Origin of the sequence: Flavobacterium sp. PL02, assembly GCF_035013205.1 — a bacterium.
Taxonomy (GTDB): Bacteria; Bacteroidota; Bacteroidia; order Flavobacteriales; family Flavobacteriaceae; genus Flavobacterium.
Map to the genome: position 1 here is coordinate 1,443,717 of NZ_JAYGJP010000001.1, position 15,300 is coordinate 1,459,016.

Here is a 15,300-nt window from a genome sequence, read left to right on the forward strand (position 1 = left end):
ATAGGAACACTTCGGAGAGCGGAGTTTTTCATTTACAACAAATAATGCATTTCACTTATATGTCCAGAATACCAATATTCTCGAACATTATAATAAGTAGAGTTAGTTAAATAATTTGTAAACATTTCGTAATATTTTTCTTTTTCGGAGAAATAAAAACGTGTTTTGTAATTATCAATCATAAATTGTCCTGGATATATTTCTCCTGTTTTACTATTTTTTATTACCGGCTTTATAGAAATTTTCAGACTATCATAATATTTAATAATTTTTCCTCGACTAGTAAAATCGACTATTTCTTTGTGCTTATTATCAAAAACCTCTACATGAATATTTTTATAAAACAAAGAATCATTTCTAAACAGATAGGTAATAACCCTACTATCCAATTTGTTTTTGAGATAGTAAGCATTTTTTTTCTCTTTAATTGAATCTTCATTATAAAAATTCCATAATTGTGTTGGGCATAATTTTCCTTCTTTATTTCTTTCTGACTTTACATTCGAATACATATCATATTTTACTATTGACCTGATTGTATCATCAACTTTATCTTTATCATCGATTGTGTATGTGTACGAATATTTATAAAAACCATTGTCAATTAATTCCTGTTGTGTCACGGGTTTGGTTAAATAATGATTGATTGTATCTCGTTTTCTACATGAGAAAAGAGATAGTAGAATTATCAATAGTATGATTGTATTTTTCATTTACAATAAATAATATATTTCACTTATATGTCCAGAATACCAATATTCTCGAATATCATAATAAGTAGAATTGGTTAAATAATTAGTAAACAGATTATATGATTTATTCTCTTCGGAGTAAAAAAAACGAGTTTTGCAATTATCAATCATAAATTGGCTTGTATATATTTCTCCTGTTTTACTATTTTTTACTACTGGCTTTATAGAAATTTTCAGACTGTCGTAATATTTAATAATTTTTTCCCTACTAGTAAAATCAACTATTTCTTTGTGCTTATTATCAAAAGCCCCTATATAAATATTTTTATAAAACAAAGAATCATTTCTAAACAGATAGGTAATAACCCTATTATTTAGCTTATTCTTGACATAATCAGCATTTTTCCTCTCTTTAATAGAATCTTCACGATAAAAATTCCATATTTGTGTTGGGCATAATTTTCCTTCTTTATTCCTTTCTGGCTTTACGTTCGAATACATATCATATCTTGCTATTGACTTAATTGTATCATCAACTTTATCTTCATCATCTAATATTGCAGTGTAAGAATACTTATAAAAACCATTTTCGACTAATTCTTGTTGTGTTATAGGTTTGGTTAAATAATGATTGATTGTATCTCGTTTTCCACATGAAAAAAGAGAAAGTATTGTGATTAATAGTATACTTATATTTTTCATGTTGTTACTTTTTTTATTTTTAGTCCCCATTCTTCTAATATTTTTAAAATATCTTTATTTTCTCTTCGAGGCTCACTGATTTTTCTTTGAGATGATACATAGCCATTCACACTTTTTCGTTTATAATTTTGAATTACTGTTATTTCATCAAGATAAACAGGTCCTTTTATAGGAAGAGTATAATCTGCAATGCTTACCCTTGGGTCTATGGTTAAAGCTAATGCTAAAATTTTAATACTCGTATCTGCAATTGTGGTGGCTCTCCCTGGGATGAAACCAATTGTAGATAATCCTATACCTAAAAGGCTTAGTGTTTTATTTATCTCCTCTCTATTTGCCATTACTTTCATATTGGTATAGTTAACATCGGTACGGCGGTTGCAAAGAGAAGCCTGACAAATATATTCGTGAAATTTATTTAATAAATATATTTTCCCGTTCCTGAAATTAATTTGCTTGTTTTTAATGACATGATTATGCAATTCTTCACCATCTACACAAAGTTCTATTTCTTGCTTTACTTTAAATGAAGTGTTTAAAACATCTCTATTTTTGGATTTAAATGAGCTTAAATCTAGTTAACACTTTCTCTCCTTTTATTATTTGGCCTTTATTGTCTATATAAATTGTCAAGGCATTTAAATAAAAATTTCTAAGAGATTGGGAAATAAATATTCGCATTCTTTTTTCGGGTTCCTTTCTTATTAACTTCTTAAGTCATTGATTATCATTGGGTATAAATTTATACGACGAATTTTCACCGTATAAATCCCATACTAACTTATCCTCATCTCCTCTTTTTTTACTTCTATAATAAGTAATCATTTCATTCCTGTCTGATAAATAAAAATAGGATTCATAATTATTAATTATAAATTTAACGCGTAATCCCATACTGTCATTATGATTACGTAGTCTTTCAAGGGGAACTTCTTTGTTTGTGATTTTGAGACTATCGTAATACTTTTTAATGTCCGTTTTAGTTTTAAATATTTCTTTTCTATTTGCCCTAGCATAAATTGGCATCATTATACTTTTAAATTCTAAAGTGTCATTTCTAAAGAAGTATGTAATTATTTTTCCATTTATATCATTTTCAGAAGCATTTATAAATATTGGGAGAGGTCTCTTAGGAATTCCATTTATTATTTGTGGCTTAACATTAGAATAAGCCTCAATGATAATTGTGTCAAATTTAATTGGAACGTTAGGATCCTCTTTAGAACTATCTATAAATTTTAGTTTCTTTTCAGAACTTCCCTCCAAATGAGTCATAGAGTATCTATAAAAACCATTCGAAATCAGCTCTTTCTTTGTTACTTTTTGATTGCTATAATGATTTATATTATCATTTTTCACACAAGAATACATAAATAAAATCAGCAATAACACGATTAATTTTTTCATTATATCATTCTTTTTTTATATTCTACAATTGGCAAAATTCCGTCTAAAATATTCTCTTGTCTTTGTTCTACTTTTCCTTGTTTTTTTTGGTAAAACTCTCCATCTTGCCCTTGTACTAGAAGATAGTCTTGATGGAATGATTTTTTCCCTATCTGATACATGTCATACATAGGAAAGGCTTTGTCTAATGTATTAATTTCAGAATCAATATCCAATAGAAAACAAAACACGTTTACGACTTCTTGCGCAACTATTAGTGTCCCAGCAGATTCAGAAATAGGAATAAAACCTATTATACCTCCAACTATTGCGAGTCTACCAAGTATCTTTTCTATTTCAGATTTATCTTCGGTTATCATTACCCTTGTATAATTCTGATCAAGTGTTCTATTTACGATTGTAGCTTCTTTTATATAACTAAGAAAAGTATTTAATACATATTCGTTCCCGTTTCTAAATCTAACTTTACCCTCTCTAATTACAAGATTATGCAATTCGGTACTTTCTATTAATAGTTTTTTTTCTTTTTTTACGCCATAAACTTTATCTAACGTTTCATTACCATTTCTATCAGCAATAGTTCTATAAGTTGTCAATACACAATCACCTCCAATTATTTCACCTATGTTATTAATGTATATATTTAAAGCACTCGCATATATATTCTTATCTTGTTGATATGGATAGCCATCAGCTTTTTCGTATCCATAACCTGAATATTTTTTTAAACTTGTTAGAGCAGTTACACAATGCCTAAGCCCATTTATTCTCATAGAAATACTTTGCGTATAATATGCCCATTTTAAATCTATTCTAGGGTGTTCCTCCCAAGGTTCTTTTCTTTCTTCTGGCTCATAATCGCCAAGGCTAATTGATGTTCCCATTTTTTATAATTTTTTCTGTACTGTTTAATTCAATATTTCCATAGGTAGCTACTATTTTCATAGTTTCTGCTGTTTTTTCTATTTCGCTTGCCAATATATGATAGCCTTTTGTAATCTTGATTGTAATGTTTTTTGCTCGTTTTATAATTGCCATAATAATAGTTTATTTAATTAAAATTACTTTTTTCACCGCTATTGGCTATAATCGATTTAGATGCCTTTAGGGTCATATCTCCTTGAGTGGTATTTAGACTTATTTTTTCGGCAACTTCGGTATATTCGGCAGAGGTTACTGTAATTTTTTCGTCTATAAAATCTAATTTTTCATTACCCATTTCGGTAATTTTTCCACCAGCACTTATATTAACATCATTATTTGCTTCTTGGATAATATCTTTGCCTGCAGTATTAGTAATACTCTCTGAAGCATTCAGATTAATGTTTTCGGCATTTAAATTTATTGTTTTTAATGCAGTAATATTTAGCGTATCTCCTGTACTGTCAATATGAAATTTGTTTCCTTTTTTATCGGCAAGCGTTATGTTTTTTAACACCTCAAATTCCAGATACTGTCCTGAACGATCTTTTATTACTTTAAAATCATTTTTCTCGGTTGCATATTCACTTTTTTCTTTACCGTTATAATAGGTGCCTGATATGTAAGGACAATCGACATTATTGCCTTCAAAGCTTACTTGTACTTCATCGCCAATTTCGGGTATAAAATAAAAACCCCGACCTGTTCCTGCATAAGGTTGTACCATACGCATCCATTCACTTTTTGTGCTTCCAGCTGCCCAATAAAAGTCTACTTTTATACGTCCTATTCCTTCGGGGTCGTTGTTATCTGTTATTCTTGCAGGTTGGCTTTCGGCAGTAGCAAATACTTCGATATTGGTATAATGTGGTGCAGCTACATCGGCAGGAATGGCTATAAACTCACAGTTATAATTACCGTTTACTTCTGAGTGGTGTATTACTTCTATTGCAATAAGTTCGTGCTCTACAGTTTGATTCTGGATTGTAAATACTTGTCCTAATCCTATTGGCAAATAGGAGATTCCGCTATAAAAAACACTATTTGCATCTCTACCCGCTGTTTGTAGTTTTACTATTTCGGTAATTTCGGTTGCATCTTTTGCCTGATTAGTATAAGCGGCGATACTTAAATCGGGTTGTGCTACCGATGCTTGTCTGTCGCCAACTACTCTCGCAAAACTGTCGGCACTTCCTGCACTGGTTTTTGCTTCGGCACCTCTTAATGGTGTTGCATTGGTATAATTATATCCTGCAAATGAGGTTTTATGCGATACCAAATTGGTTTCAATACTAAAATTGTGTAAAGTTGCTCCATTGATTAGTTTTACTTTGGATGTTTTAGTTTGCCCAAATTGCATACGCATTCCGTCAAAATAAAACCATTGTCCGTAACGTGCCGAGAGTCGTTTTAGGAACTCAAAACTGGTTTCGTTGTATTGTGGTTTGTATTCAAGGTATTTTGTGTATGTAGGTTCAATAGCATCTATTTGGTAAAACTCGCCAGCCGTTTCTTCTGAAAATATTTTTAAAGCTATTTCTTTTATACTACGATCAAGAAAGGTTCTTGATTTTTTCATATCGTCCAATAAAATCGTGTGACTTATACCTTCTACATATAAACCTACTGGGCTACCGTTTACATCAACAGATTTTAGCTTTGAAATTATTCCTTTAGACATTAATCTTGTTCCGTTGACGATGAAGGTAAAAATTACTTCTCGTCCCTTATATTTGCGAAGTGCAGCAGCTTGGTCAGCGGGTTTAATCACTGCTTTGCCTGTATATTGCCATACAAACGAAAAATGATGATGATCCATCATAGTTTGCGAAAGCTTTAAGTCATAATAAACTACATTTTGGGTAAATTCATCAATTGTTATATGTATTTGTTCTGAAAATTTTGACATGATTTCTTAGTTTAATTATATGACAAATAGGCTTCTATTTTCTCGTGTGTTTTTGATTTAAAACGCTTGAATTCTGCATAGTATTTACTTGTGCAACTTTCGTCGAGGAAAATCAGATAACTGAATTTCTTTTTTATTCCGTAATTGTTGTCTGTAAACTTTTCAAAATAGGTTGTTGCAATTGCTATAACTGCTTCTTTGGTAGTAAAATAATATTTTACGCCATTTTTAAGCGTAAACTCATCTCCAACTACTGGATAGTGAACGGTTTGATTGATAATGAAAGATTTGGGAACTGTTACCCAATAGTTTTGGTCTTTATCTCTATAGCTGTATATAGCATTATCTGATACTGTAAATAAAGTACCATTATCGGTATCGAGAATGCATTTACGTCTAATATCTCGATTACTAGCAAAAACAGCTATTTCTGAAGTGTATTTTTGTGTCAGTAATTCGGTTACCTTTTTTTCTATTTGCATAATAATTACTTTAGGTACAGTTGATTGACTGTAAGGTTGAGGTAAAAATATGTTTAAGGCTGTTTGGCTGTAACCCAAATAAATTATAAGAATGATATAATAAGGTATTTTCTTAAAGCGAAAAATAGAAGTATGATTTTTAGGTTTTAGCCCTGATGGGAACGGCATCCTTTTATGGCAGGGTTTGCCATAAAAGATATAGTGTACAGCAGGAAATAGCTCAAAAAAAAAATGCTATAAAACTAAGTCTTACAGCATTTTTATACTAAATGTGATTTATGTTAAGCTACTATGGCTTTTTGTTTTCTAAAGATTGTAAGTTGCATTAGCAAGGAAAGGAATATGGTTAATATTGCTCCGATAAAGTTGAGCCATAAATAACCTAATTTTTCTTGCCCGCTTGGATAAATCCAGATTGAGTAATAAAAGATGATAAATATGGTGATCTGGCTAATAAGTGCACTATAAAAGACGGCTTTAGACTGTACGTGTTTGATATAAAAACCAACCAGGAATATACCTAAAACTGTTCCGTAAAATATGGATCCGATGATATTTACTAATTGTATTAAATTCTCGAATAAGGTTCCTACACAAGCAAAAAGTATGGCGATAATCCCCCAGAATAGAGTAAAAAACTTGGTTGCATACAGATAATGCTTGTCTGATTTTTCGGTTTTGAGGTTACGTTTGTAAATGTCGATTGCTGTTGTCGATGCCAATGCATTTAGCCCTGAAGCGGTAGATGACATGGCTGCCGAAAGGATTACTGCCAATAACAACCCGATTAATCCTTTTGGTAAATAGTGCAGGATAAAGTGGAAGAATACATAATCTTTGTCGTTGGTTTCACTATTACTGTCGGCTTTTATAATGATTTCTTTAGCTCGCTCACGCAAATCTCTTTCTTTATTAGATAATGTTACCAATTCTTTGCGTAGAATCGGATTGTCGTAATCCTGATTTAACTGATCGATGTATAATAAATTGATTACTTTTTTATCTTCAGAAAGTACGTTGAGTTTTTTCTCGAGCGTATGATATTCGTCTTTATACGCCGATTTCTCGATTATGACTTTGTTATTTGGATTAAAATTTAAAGGAACTGGATTGAACTGAAAAAATACAAATACCATTATTCCGGTTAACAAAATAAAGAATTGCATAGGAACTTTTAAAAGTCCGTTCATGATTAATCCCATTTGGCTTTCTTTTACCGATTTACCCGATAAGTACCGTCCTACTTGTGATTGGTCGGTTCCGAAATAGGCAAGGGCAAGGAAAAATCCTCCTGTGATTCCGCTCCAAAAGGTATATTTTTCTTCTGGGTTAAAAGAGAAATCTACGATATTCATTTTATCATTTGCTCCAGCAATATGCATGGCATTAGTAAATGTCATATCGTTTGGCAGGTAATGTAATATCAGGAAAAAGGTAATAAACATTCCCGACATGATGACAAACATTTGCTGTTTTTGGGTAACGTTTACTGCTTTTGTACCGCCTGAGAAGGTGTAGATAATTACCAGTAATCCGATCATGACATTCATTAAAGTTAGATTCCAACCTAAAAGTGCTGATAGGATAATTGCTGGCGCATATATGGTAAGTCCTGTTCCTAAACCTCGCTGAACTAAGAATAGTATTGCTGCTAGTGAGCGGGTTTTTAAATCGAATCGTTTCTCTAAGAATTCATAGGCTGTAAATACTTTGAATTTGTGGTATAAAGGGATAAAGGTTACGCAAATGACTATCATAGCAATTGGTAATCCAAAATAGAATTGCACAAAACCCATTCCGTCATGATATGCTTGTCCCGGAGTTGATAAAAAAGTAATGGCGCTTGCTTGTGTTGCCATTACCGAAAGTCCTACGGTGTACCAAGGAGTTTCGTTATTGCCTAGAATAAAATCTTCGACATTTTTGCTTCCTTTGGTTTTCCAAGATCCGTAACCAACAATAAATAAAAGTGTAACTATGAGTACAATCCAATCAAATAGTTGCATATGTTATGAGTATAAGTGCATTATTAAATAAAAAATCAGAATATAGATGGCGTTGGCTACAAGCACATAGGTGTAGCTTTTTTTCCATGTTTTTATTTTTTTCGTTGCCATATTAAAGCTTTTAATTCTTAATTTCTTTATTTGGGATTTGTACTGGTTGTTTTAATGAGATTATATTTGATAATAATCGATAAGCTCCGGGAACTCCTTCGGGTAATTCTCTAAAGAAGCTTAAGCCGGTGTAAATATAATATCCTTTTCCGTATGGGGCGACTAATAACGCGCCCTTTTTAGCCGATTCTCCTTTGTCATGGGAAGATAGGATAGGAGTGAAGGCTTTGTCGTATTCACTTGGGTAATACAACCCTTGTTCTTGTTTCCAGCCCTCAAAATCTTTGGAAGTAATTTTATTAGGTGTACTTAAAACAGGATGATTTGGTGCCAGAAATGTAACTTCGGCGTTTTCTTCGGTTACTCTATCTGAGGAAATTTTTAGAGGATATGGCGCAATAGTATCGGTTACAAGATCTCCTGCTGTATTGTATTGTACTATCATTGTTTTTCCGTTTTTGACAAAGTCAAATAATACAACTTGTTTATTAGCAAGTGCCTGAATGGTGTTGTAGGCACGGATTCCTGTTATTACGACATCAAAATTATCTAGTCTTGTTGGTGTAATTTCTTCGGGTTTTAAGATGGTTACTTTGTACCCCATTTGTGCCAGACTATTAGGAACTTCATCGCCTGCGCCCATAATATAAGCAATTGAATCTCCTGTTGTTTTTAGGTCAAATCGAATACATTTGGCTTCTGCTGGGGCTAAAACCTGCTGTTTGGTGATATGACTGTAATCGATGATGGTTTGGTCTTTATCGTAGCGTTTATTGCCTACAATCGCTACGCTTTTTACTGTTGCGTTTTCTGGGTTTACTGGTGGTGTAACTTCAAAATAAACAATTTGTTCTATTCCTTTTTTGGCCAGGGTAAACGGAATTTGTTTTGGAGAAATTATCCAGCTTTTAGGTAATTCTAATTGTAAATTACCACTTACATCATCTTTTCCTGCTTTTATTTTTACAGCAACTGTTTTGGTCTGAGTATCTTTAAATAGTAATACTTTTTCTAGAATTGTGGTTGTAACTTCGGGAACAATATCCAAGAAATCATACATTTCGCCTTTTACATCGTCATTATATTTATAAACAACGGTACGCTCAAACGGAATTTCAACATTGTTTATCTTAATATTAAAAATAACTTTTACATCACGAATAATATCTGGAACGCCTATGTTTTCCTGATTAGAAACGGTGTACATTCCTATAGTTGCTTTTTCGGCTAACCAATACGGTTGTGTGTAGGGAATTGTAGTTGGTAATTGAGTTTTTAAATTGATTTTTTGATCTTTATTATTAATTAAATCAATGTTTTGAGGTGTAGTTTTTTGGTCAGGCAATGTTGTTATACTTACTAATTGCATAGGAACCGAAGTACGATTAATAGCTTCTAGTTTTAGGTTTACAGTGCTTCCTTGTGTTGTTTCTTGCTGTTGTGCAACTGCTTCCAGGTATAAACCAGAACAGGCTGCTATTATTTTTTTGATTTCTTCAGATTTCAAGACTTTCCAATGATTTTCATTTAATGACTGAATCATTGTGTAGGCTTTTACCAAATCGGGTATGCTTGCCGATGGATTATTAAAATTGTATTGTGTCAGGATTGTATTGATTAATTCTCCAATAGGTTTTCCTCCTTTAATACGATTCCAAGTAGTATCGATTCCGTCAAAAATATTAGATGGGTCTTTTGGTGTATCTCCGTTAATAAGTTCCAGATATTCGGTATCCTGACCACGGCTTCCAGTTGCACCAAAACCTTGTGATTGATGACGACTGCGGCTTAAGGCTGCGATTTCCTGATTAGATTTTCCTATTCCGGGATAATAAACCCCAGTTTCTAATGTTGTAAATTTAGATTTATTGGCTGCTTCAAATTTTTCCTGACTGCCGTAAAACCACCATGAAGTATTAAAGAATTGGCGCTTAGGTTGCCATGGCGTTACATATTTTAATTGTTCGGGATATATGCTGGGATTATTGGCCAGATCAAAGCTCTCGATGCTTAACATCGCCGATGAGGTATGATGCCCATGTGTTGTACCGGGTGTGCGATGATCAAAACGATTAATGATTACATCGGGTTGAAACTTACGAACTGTCCATATGATATCGGCAAGTACTTTTTGTTTATCCCAAAGAGTTAATGTCTCATCTGGTGTTTTTGAGTAACCAAAATCATTGGCACGTGAAAAGAATTGTTCGCCACCATCAACTTTTCTGGCTTCGATAAGTTCTTGCGTTCTAATTACTCCTAATAATTCTCTTAATTGTGGTCCTATTAAATTTTGACCACCATCGCCTCGGGTTAAAGATAAGTAGCCTGTTCTTGCATTTACTTCATTAGATAAATAAGAAATTAATCTTGTGTTTTCATCATCTGGATGTGCAGCTATATAAAGTACCGAGCCCAAGAAATTTACTTTTTTTATCTGATTGTAAATTTCAACCGAATTTGGTTTTTGTGGTTTTTGGGCAAAAGCAGCTTGTAAGCTAATAAGAACTAAAAGGATAATCTTTAGAAGGAGTCGGTGCATCTGAGAATTATTTAATTTTTTAAGATTGTTTTCAAAAATAGTAATAATAGAAACTGGTAATTGTTAATGACATGTAAAGATGTTAAAGTATTTGTTAAAAAAAAAGAGAGCGCCATATCTTGGCACTCTCTTTTAATTACGAAATGTTGTTTAATGTCTTCCGTGTCCACGACCATGTCCTCTTCCGTGATCATCATCATCGTCATGGTCGTCATCACGGTCATGTCTGTCATGACGATTGTGTTTGTCTTTTTTGTAGTAATCATTACGATCTTTTTTATAATAACCGTATGTTCTTTGCGGTTTACCACGATACCCTTTGCAATATTGAACTCTATGTCTGTCAAAATAAGCATACGGAGTTCTACCGTGATAATCATTTAAAACTACTTTGTATCCTCCGTACAAATCATAATTTCTATATTGTCTTGGTAAACTGGTTGATCTAATCCATCTTCCTCCACCAAAATAAATAAACTGTGTGGCACGAACGTCATAATAAGCCTCAACGTCTGGTAAATAATAATATTCTGTTTCAGCATATCCAACTGGACCCCATTGTGGCGGTGAGCCTATGTTTACGTTTATCGAAACTTGAGAATGCATGGTACTTGAAATAAATAGAAATATTCCGAAAGTAATAATTTTTAGTGTTTTCATTTTTTCTGGGGTTTTGGATTCTTAATTTCAATATTGAAATGTTTGACTATTTCGATATCTGATTTGTGAAATCCAAAAGTTGTGCCACAAAAAGTTTTTAAAATGATAAAAAAAGACAATATTTATTTATTTAAAAATAAAAACGCTGATATATAAAGTGTTAGATTGGTTTTTATTTTTAGTTTTTTTCTGAAAAATAAAATAAAATGAGGGAATATTCTGTGCCTATCTATACTCGACTAATCTTGGTTTAGCTAATTCAAAATTTTGTAATCCAAAATCGGTGGTTTCAAATGTGTTTGTTTTAAAAACATTATCGCCTTCAAAAGGAATTGTTGGGTAGTAAGAAATAGATAACTGAAAGGAACTAAAAACTAAATAGTCATTACTTATTAGTAATCCCAGAGTTATTTTAGAATATACTTTATTTCTCATCATTGCATCGCCAGTACTTCCTAATACTGCAGCGGTATAATTAAAAAAGGGATTCACACGAAAACCTACTACTGCATGTGGCGCATAGGTTTGGGTTTGTAATGACAATACCATTTTGCTAGTACCATATATTGGACTGTTAAAACCTTGCAGACCATTATTTCCATTAATATTAAGTTGGTCACCGACAGTATTTTCTCGATTAGCACCAATAACTAATGCAGGTTTTACAAACTGTCTTAGTTTCCAGTTCCCTATTTTTACTAGGTTTGTAAAATAATTGGCTTCAAAAGCAAATGCGCTTTGGTAGGTTTTAGATTGATGAAAGAAAGTTCCAAATTCAAAATCGGCACTAAAGAATCCCCATTTATGATAATCTCCAAATGATGCCTGAGCACCTATATAAGGACGCCAAAATGTATTTTTATATTGATATCCGGCTGTTATCCCAAAGATTCTTCCTGTGGCAACATCTTCGGTAGCTCCATTTCTAAATATATAATTGTCTTTAACAAACTCTCGGGTGTTGATTCCGATTCCGGTAAGCAATAATTTTTCGTCCGAATAAAAGCCAATAGGGTCGTATTGTGGCTCGGGAGATTCTATATAGTCTACATTTAAAATACGCCCTGAGATAATTAAGTTGGTTTTTCTTTCTTTTTCTTTAAAAATAGGAAATGCTTTTCCTAACCATGCATCTTGCGTATTGTATTTGAAATTCTGAAAGCTGTACTTAAGATCAGGTCCTTGCAAGGAATCTCGTCTAAATTGCTGACCAATATAAACTCCGCCTGCCCATCTTGTTAAAGGGGAGTAGAAAGGTCGCTCAACCGCAATACTTTTATTATAATTGTCATCTAAATCGATATTATATTTTGCAGTGGCATTGATAAAGGTATTTTTTATATTAGGAACTGTATAGGTAAAATCATTGGCGTTTTTTCCATCACTAAAACGGTTTGTAAATTTATATTCTAATTGCTGACCTGTTCCGAAGAAGTTTTTATCTTTTATTCCCACACCAACCTGATTGCTGGAAATAGAAAATTTAGGTATGTAACTCCAGGAATCCAGAACTCGAATTGTAACATCTACCGAATCAGATTGTACGCTGGTTAATTGCTCTGAAATACTTACAGTATTAATATATTTTTGAGATCGGATGATACGCTCCGATTCTTGTACTTTGTAGGAATCGTAAGGCGTATTTTTTTTAAATAATAATAAATTACGTATTGCGAATTGTTTTGTTTTTAGATGAAGCCTATTTCCGGTTCTTTCTCCCCAATTTCTAGGTGTAACTGTCGAGTCACTCTCAGAATACCCAAAAGGATCTAGGGTTACAATGGTAATTTTGCGTATAATTTTTCCATCATAATTGGTAGTATCTACTTTTTGGATTATTTCCTGATTTTTTTTTGGACGCGTAGTTCTAAAAACAAACCGGTGAAAGAAATTAGTGAACTTATGTTTCTTGGTATATGATTTAAGCTTAGAATACATTTCGGTACTATCTTTTTTAGGCTCATTTACCTGCGAAAAAGAACTAGTATAGCAAAAACATACTATGATGAGTAATAGGTATGTTTTATATTGAAATAGTTTTATTATCAAGTTAGGTAATTTTTATGAATTCATTTTAAATAGTATATAAAACGGCATTCTATTCTTTTAATTTTGTTTTCTTTATTTTCCAGCTAAATTTTTTCGGCAAATCATTCCCTATTAAATATCCCCAAGGTTCTAAAGATTCTATCCTGTCAAAAATTATTTTAAGAATAGCCAGTAAAGGTATTGCCAGAAACATTCCTGATATTCCTGCAACTCCGCCACCAACAATAATTCCGATGATGGAGAATAGGGCATTTATTTCGACCTTAGTATTTATAATTAATGGTACAAGTACGTTATTATCTATTAGCTGAACAATTATATTTACTATCAGAATTCCCAGAATTATAGAAATTTCGGGAGTTCCTGTAAGTGATGCTAAAACGGTTAATACGCCTGCAATAAAAATCCCTATGTACGGAATCATGTTTAAAATTCCAGTTATAAGACCTAATAAAACAAAATATTTCACCCCAATAATATAAAGGCCTAAGCTTGTTAATACAGCCACTACAATCATTTCTATAATAAGACCTACAATATAATTGTTTATCGATACTTTTATCTGAGTTAATATCTCTTTTAGTTTAGTATGATGTTCTTTCTTAAACAATTTAGCCAAGAAAAGGGTAAAGTGTTTTTTATATAAAAGAAACAGGAATATAAAAATAGGTATTATGGTACAATCCAAAAGAACATCTGAAAGAGATCCTAATGCTGTTCCTAGTTTTTCTCCTCCATTTTTTACAGAATCAGAAGTAACGTTTTCAATATATTTTTTTTGTTCTCCATTACTGATATTAAAATTTGCTTTTATAAAATTCTGCAAATCATTAAAAACGGCAATTGCATTTTTCTTAATTATAGAAAAATCATTGGCAATATCACTAATTTGATACGAGATAAATGTGAGTATCCCTATTATTACAAGTACAAAAATAAGAACTGTAACTATAGATGCTAAAAAATGTGGAAAGCGTAACTTTAAATGCAATAATGAAAATAAGGGTAGTAATAATACTGAGAATAAAAAGGCTAATAGTACTGATGTTATGATGTCTTTACCAATAACAAATATAAAACCAATACAAATTATACTTATTAAAACACACACAAGTTTTACATAAAAAGGCAATTTAATTGATTCCATAACTGATTTGTTGAGGTTAAAAAGCTTTTATTACCACTAATAAAAGCTAAGTTAAACAAATGTTATGCTTTATTCCTCTTTTTACGTTCTACATTTTTAAAGTTAGCTTATAAAATTCCCATAAAAGAGCTTAATCAAAAAACTCTTTGTCTTCAAATTGAGCTGGTATAATTGAGATTCCTTTTTGCAGAAGCAAATTATTAGGATAGATTATTTTTTCTCCTTCTTTGGTTTTTAAACTTACGTGAAATGCATTTATATCTTCGATTTCGGCTTCGATAGGGAAATCTTTATCATGAATTTTTATTGAATCTCCTATTTTAAACGGAAAGGAGAAAAACAAAATAATTCCTGAAGTTATATTACTTAATATAGACCATTGTGCAAACATTGCCACACCAATAACGGTTGCTATAGAAGATACGGTAAGGAAAATATCATCGGTTTGAACACCCCAAACAACAAATAAACCTATTACAAATAAGATATTGGTTAGTAAATGAATGTATTTGATTATCAAATTGGTTCGATGCTCTAAGAAATGCTCTTTTTTAGCGTATCGTCGTACCAGTTGGGTAATAGTAACTCTTACCGCAGCCGTTATTACAATAAGGATTCCTGTTGCAAATATTTCTTTGGCGTAATCGGTAAAAAAAGTAGTCATAATTGTAT

At 32.0% G+C, this 15,300-nt stretch carries 14 protein-coding genes; all 14 read right to left on the minus strand.

The genetic code is table 11. The features are described 5' to 3' along the window. Positions 1–32 precede the first annotated feature (32 nt). The 14 genes from SHI72_RS06120 to SHI72_RS06185 all read right to left on the minus strand — a co-directional run bounded on the left by SHI72_RS06120 (position 33) and on the right by SHI72_RS06185 (position 15,292). Positions 33–713, minus strand: coding sequence for a hypothetical protein (locus SHI72_RS06120; protein WP_323489374.1), 681 nt, complete (start codon positions 711–713; stop codon positions 33–35). After that, on the minus strand, positions 714–1,394 hold the full coding sequence (locus tag SHI72_RS06125) for a hypothetical protein (protein WP_323489375.1): 681 nt from the start codon (positions 1,392–1,394) through the stop codon (positions 714–716). Beyond that, entirely contained in the window at positions 1,391–1,744 is a 354-nt protein-coding gene (locus tag SHI72_RS06130) for a hypothetical protein (RefSeq protein WP_323489376.1), read from the minus strand. The genes SHI72_RS06125 and SHI72_RS06130 overlap by 4 nt, the downstream gene beginning before the upstream one ends. A 367-nt stretch (positions 1,745–2,111) precedes the next feature. Continuing rightward, positions 2,112–2,801 (minus strand): hypothetical protein, encoded by a 690-nt coding sequence (locus SHI72_RS06135; protein WP_323489377.1) that lies wholly within the window; start codon positions 2,799–2,801, stop codon positions 2,112–2,114. Continuing rightward, positions 2,801–3,685, minus strand: a complete 885-nt coding sequence (locus SHI72_RS06140; protein WP_323489378.1) for a hypothetical protein — start codon at positions 3,683–3,685, stop codon at positions 2,801–2,803. Before SHI72_RS06140 ends, SHI72_RS06135 begins: the two co-directional genes overlap by 1 nt. Then, complete coding sequence (locus SHI72_RS06145; RefSeq protein ID WP_323489379.1) at positions 3,669–3,839, minus strand: hypothetical protein; 171 nt, start codon at positions 3,837–3,839, stop codon at positions 3,669–3,671. Before SHI72_RS06145 ends, SHI72_RS06140 begins: the two co-directional genes overlap by 17 nt. 13 nt (positions 3,840–3,852) lie before the next feature. Beyond that, a complete protein-coding gene (locus tag SHI72_RS06150) occupies positions 3,853–5,631 on the minus strand; it encodes a type VI secretion system Vgr family protein (RefSeq protein ID WP_323489380.1) in 1,779 nt (592 codons plus the stop codon). A gap of 11 nt (positions 5,632–5,642) precedes the next feature. Then, positions 5,643–6,281: a hypothetical protein gene (locus tag SHI72_RS06155; RefSeq protein ID WP_086894527.1), complete on the minus strand. Its 639-nt coding sequence runs from the start codon at positions 6,279–6,281 to the stop codon at positions 5,643–5,645. Positions 6,282–6,394: 113 nt separating this feature from the next. Further along, positions 6,395–8,119, minus strand: a complete 1,725-nt coding sequence (locus SHI72_RS06160; RefSeq protein ID WP_323489381.1) for a sodium:solute symporter — start codon at positions 8,117–8,119, stop codon at positions 6,395–6,397. A 121-nt stretch (positions 8,120–8,240) separates the two neighbouring features. Next, on the minus strand, positions 8,241–10,772 hold the full coding sequence (locus SHI72_RS06165) for a PIG-L family deacetylase (protein ID WP_323489382.1): 2,532 nt from the start codon (positions 10,770–10,772) through the stop codon (positions 8,241–8,243). A 150-nt stretch (positions 10,773–10,922) separates the two neighbouring features. Further along, entirely contained in the window at positions 10,923–11,432 is a 510-nt protein-coding gene (locus tag SHI72_RS06170; RefSeq protein WP_039118668.1) for a hypothetical protein, read from the minus strand. A 225-nt stretch (positions 11,433–11,657) separates the two neighbouring features. Further along, a complete protein-coding gene (locus SHI72_RS06175) occupies positions 11,658–13,481 on the minus strand; it encodes a POTRA domain-containing protein (RefSeq protein ID WP_323489383.1) in 1,824 nt (607 codons plus the stop codon). Between the two features lie 49 nt (positions 13,482–13,530). After that, a complete protein-coding gene (locus tag SHI72_RS06180; RefSeq protein ID WP_039118667.1) occupies positions 13,531–14,628 on the minus strand; it encodes an AI-2E family transporter in 1,098 nt (365 codons plus the stop codon). A 130-nt stretch (positions 14,629–14,758) separates the two neighbouring features. After that, on the minus strand, positions 14,759–15,292 hold the full coding sequence (locus SHI72_RS06185; protein WP_323489384.1) for a mechanosensitive ion channel domain-containing protein: 534 nt from the start codon (positions 15,290–15,292) through the stop codon (positions 14,759–14,761). Positions 15,293–15,300 lie beyond the last annotated feature (8 nt).

Bases quoted from the DNA above. Each gene is read 5' to 3' on its own strand.
- SHI72_RS06180 (WP_039118667.1), bottom strand. From the start codon at position 14,628: ATGGAATCAATTAAATTGCCTTTTTATGTAAAACTTGTGTGTGTTTTA.
- SHI72_RS06145 (WP_323489379.1), bottom strand. From the start codon at position 3,839: ATGGCAATTATAAAACGAGCAAAAAACATTACAATCAAGATTACAAAA.
- SHI72_RS06125 (WP_323489375.1), bottom strand. From the start codon at position 1,394: ATGAAAAATATAAGTATACTATTAATCACAATACTTTCTCTTTTTTCA.
- SHI72_RS06170 (WP_039118668.1), bottom strand. From the start codon at position 11,432: ATGAAAACACTAAAAATTATTACTTTCGGAATATTTCTATTTATTTCA.
- SHI72_RS06160 (WP_323489381.1), bottom strand. From the start codon at position 8,119: ATGCAACTATTTGATTGGATTGTACTCATAGTTACACTTTTATTTATT.
- SHI72_RS06135 (WP_323489377.1), bottom strand. From the start codon at position 2,801: ATGAAAAAATTAATCGTGTTATTGCTGATTTTATTTATGTATTCTTGT.
- SHI72_RS06130 (WP_323489376.1), bottom strand. From the start codon at position 1,744: ATGAAAGTAATGGCAAATAGAGAGGAGATAAATAAAACACTAAGCCTT.
- SHI72_RS06185 (WP_323489384.1), bottom strand. From the start codon at position 15,292: ATGACTACTTTTTTTACCGATTACGCCAAAGAAATATTTGCAACAGGA.
- SHI72_RS06165 (WP_323489382.1), bottom strand. From the start codon at position 10,772: ATGCACCGACTCCTTCTAAAGATTATCCTTTTAGTTCTTATTAGCTTA.
- SHI72_RS06155 (WP_086894527.1), bottom strand. From the start codon at position 6,281: ATGCCGTTCCCATCAGGGCTAAAACCTAAAAATCATACTTCTATTTTT.
- SHI72_RS06120 (WP_323489374.1), bottom strand. From the start codon at position 713: ATGAAAAATACAATCATACTATTGATAATTCTACTATCTCTTTTCTCA.
- SHI72_RS06150 (WP_323489380.1), bottom strand. From the start codon at position 5,631: ATGTCAAAATTTTCAGAACAAATACATATAACAATTGATGAATTTACC.
- SHI72_RS06140 (WP_323489378.1), bottom strand. From the start codon at position 3,685: ATGGGAACATCAATTAGCCTTGGCGATTATGAGCCAGAAGAAAGAAAA.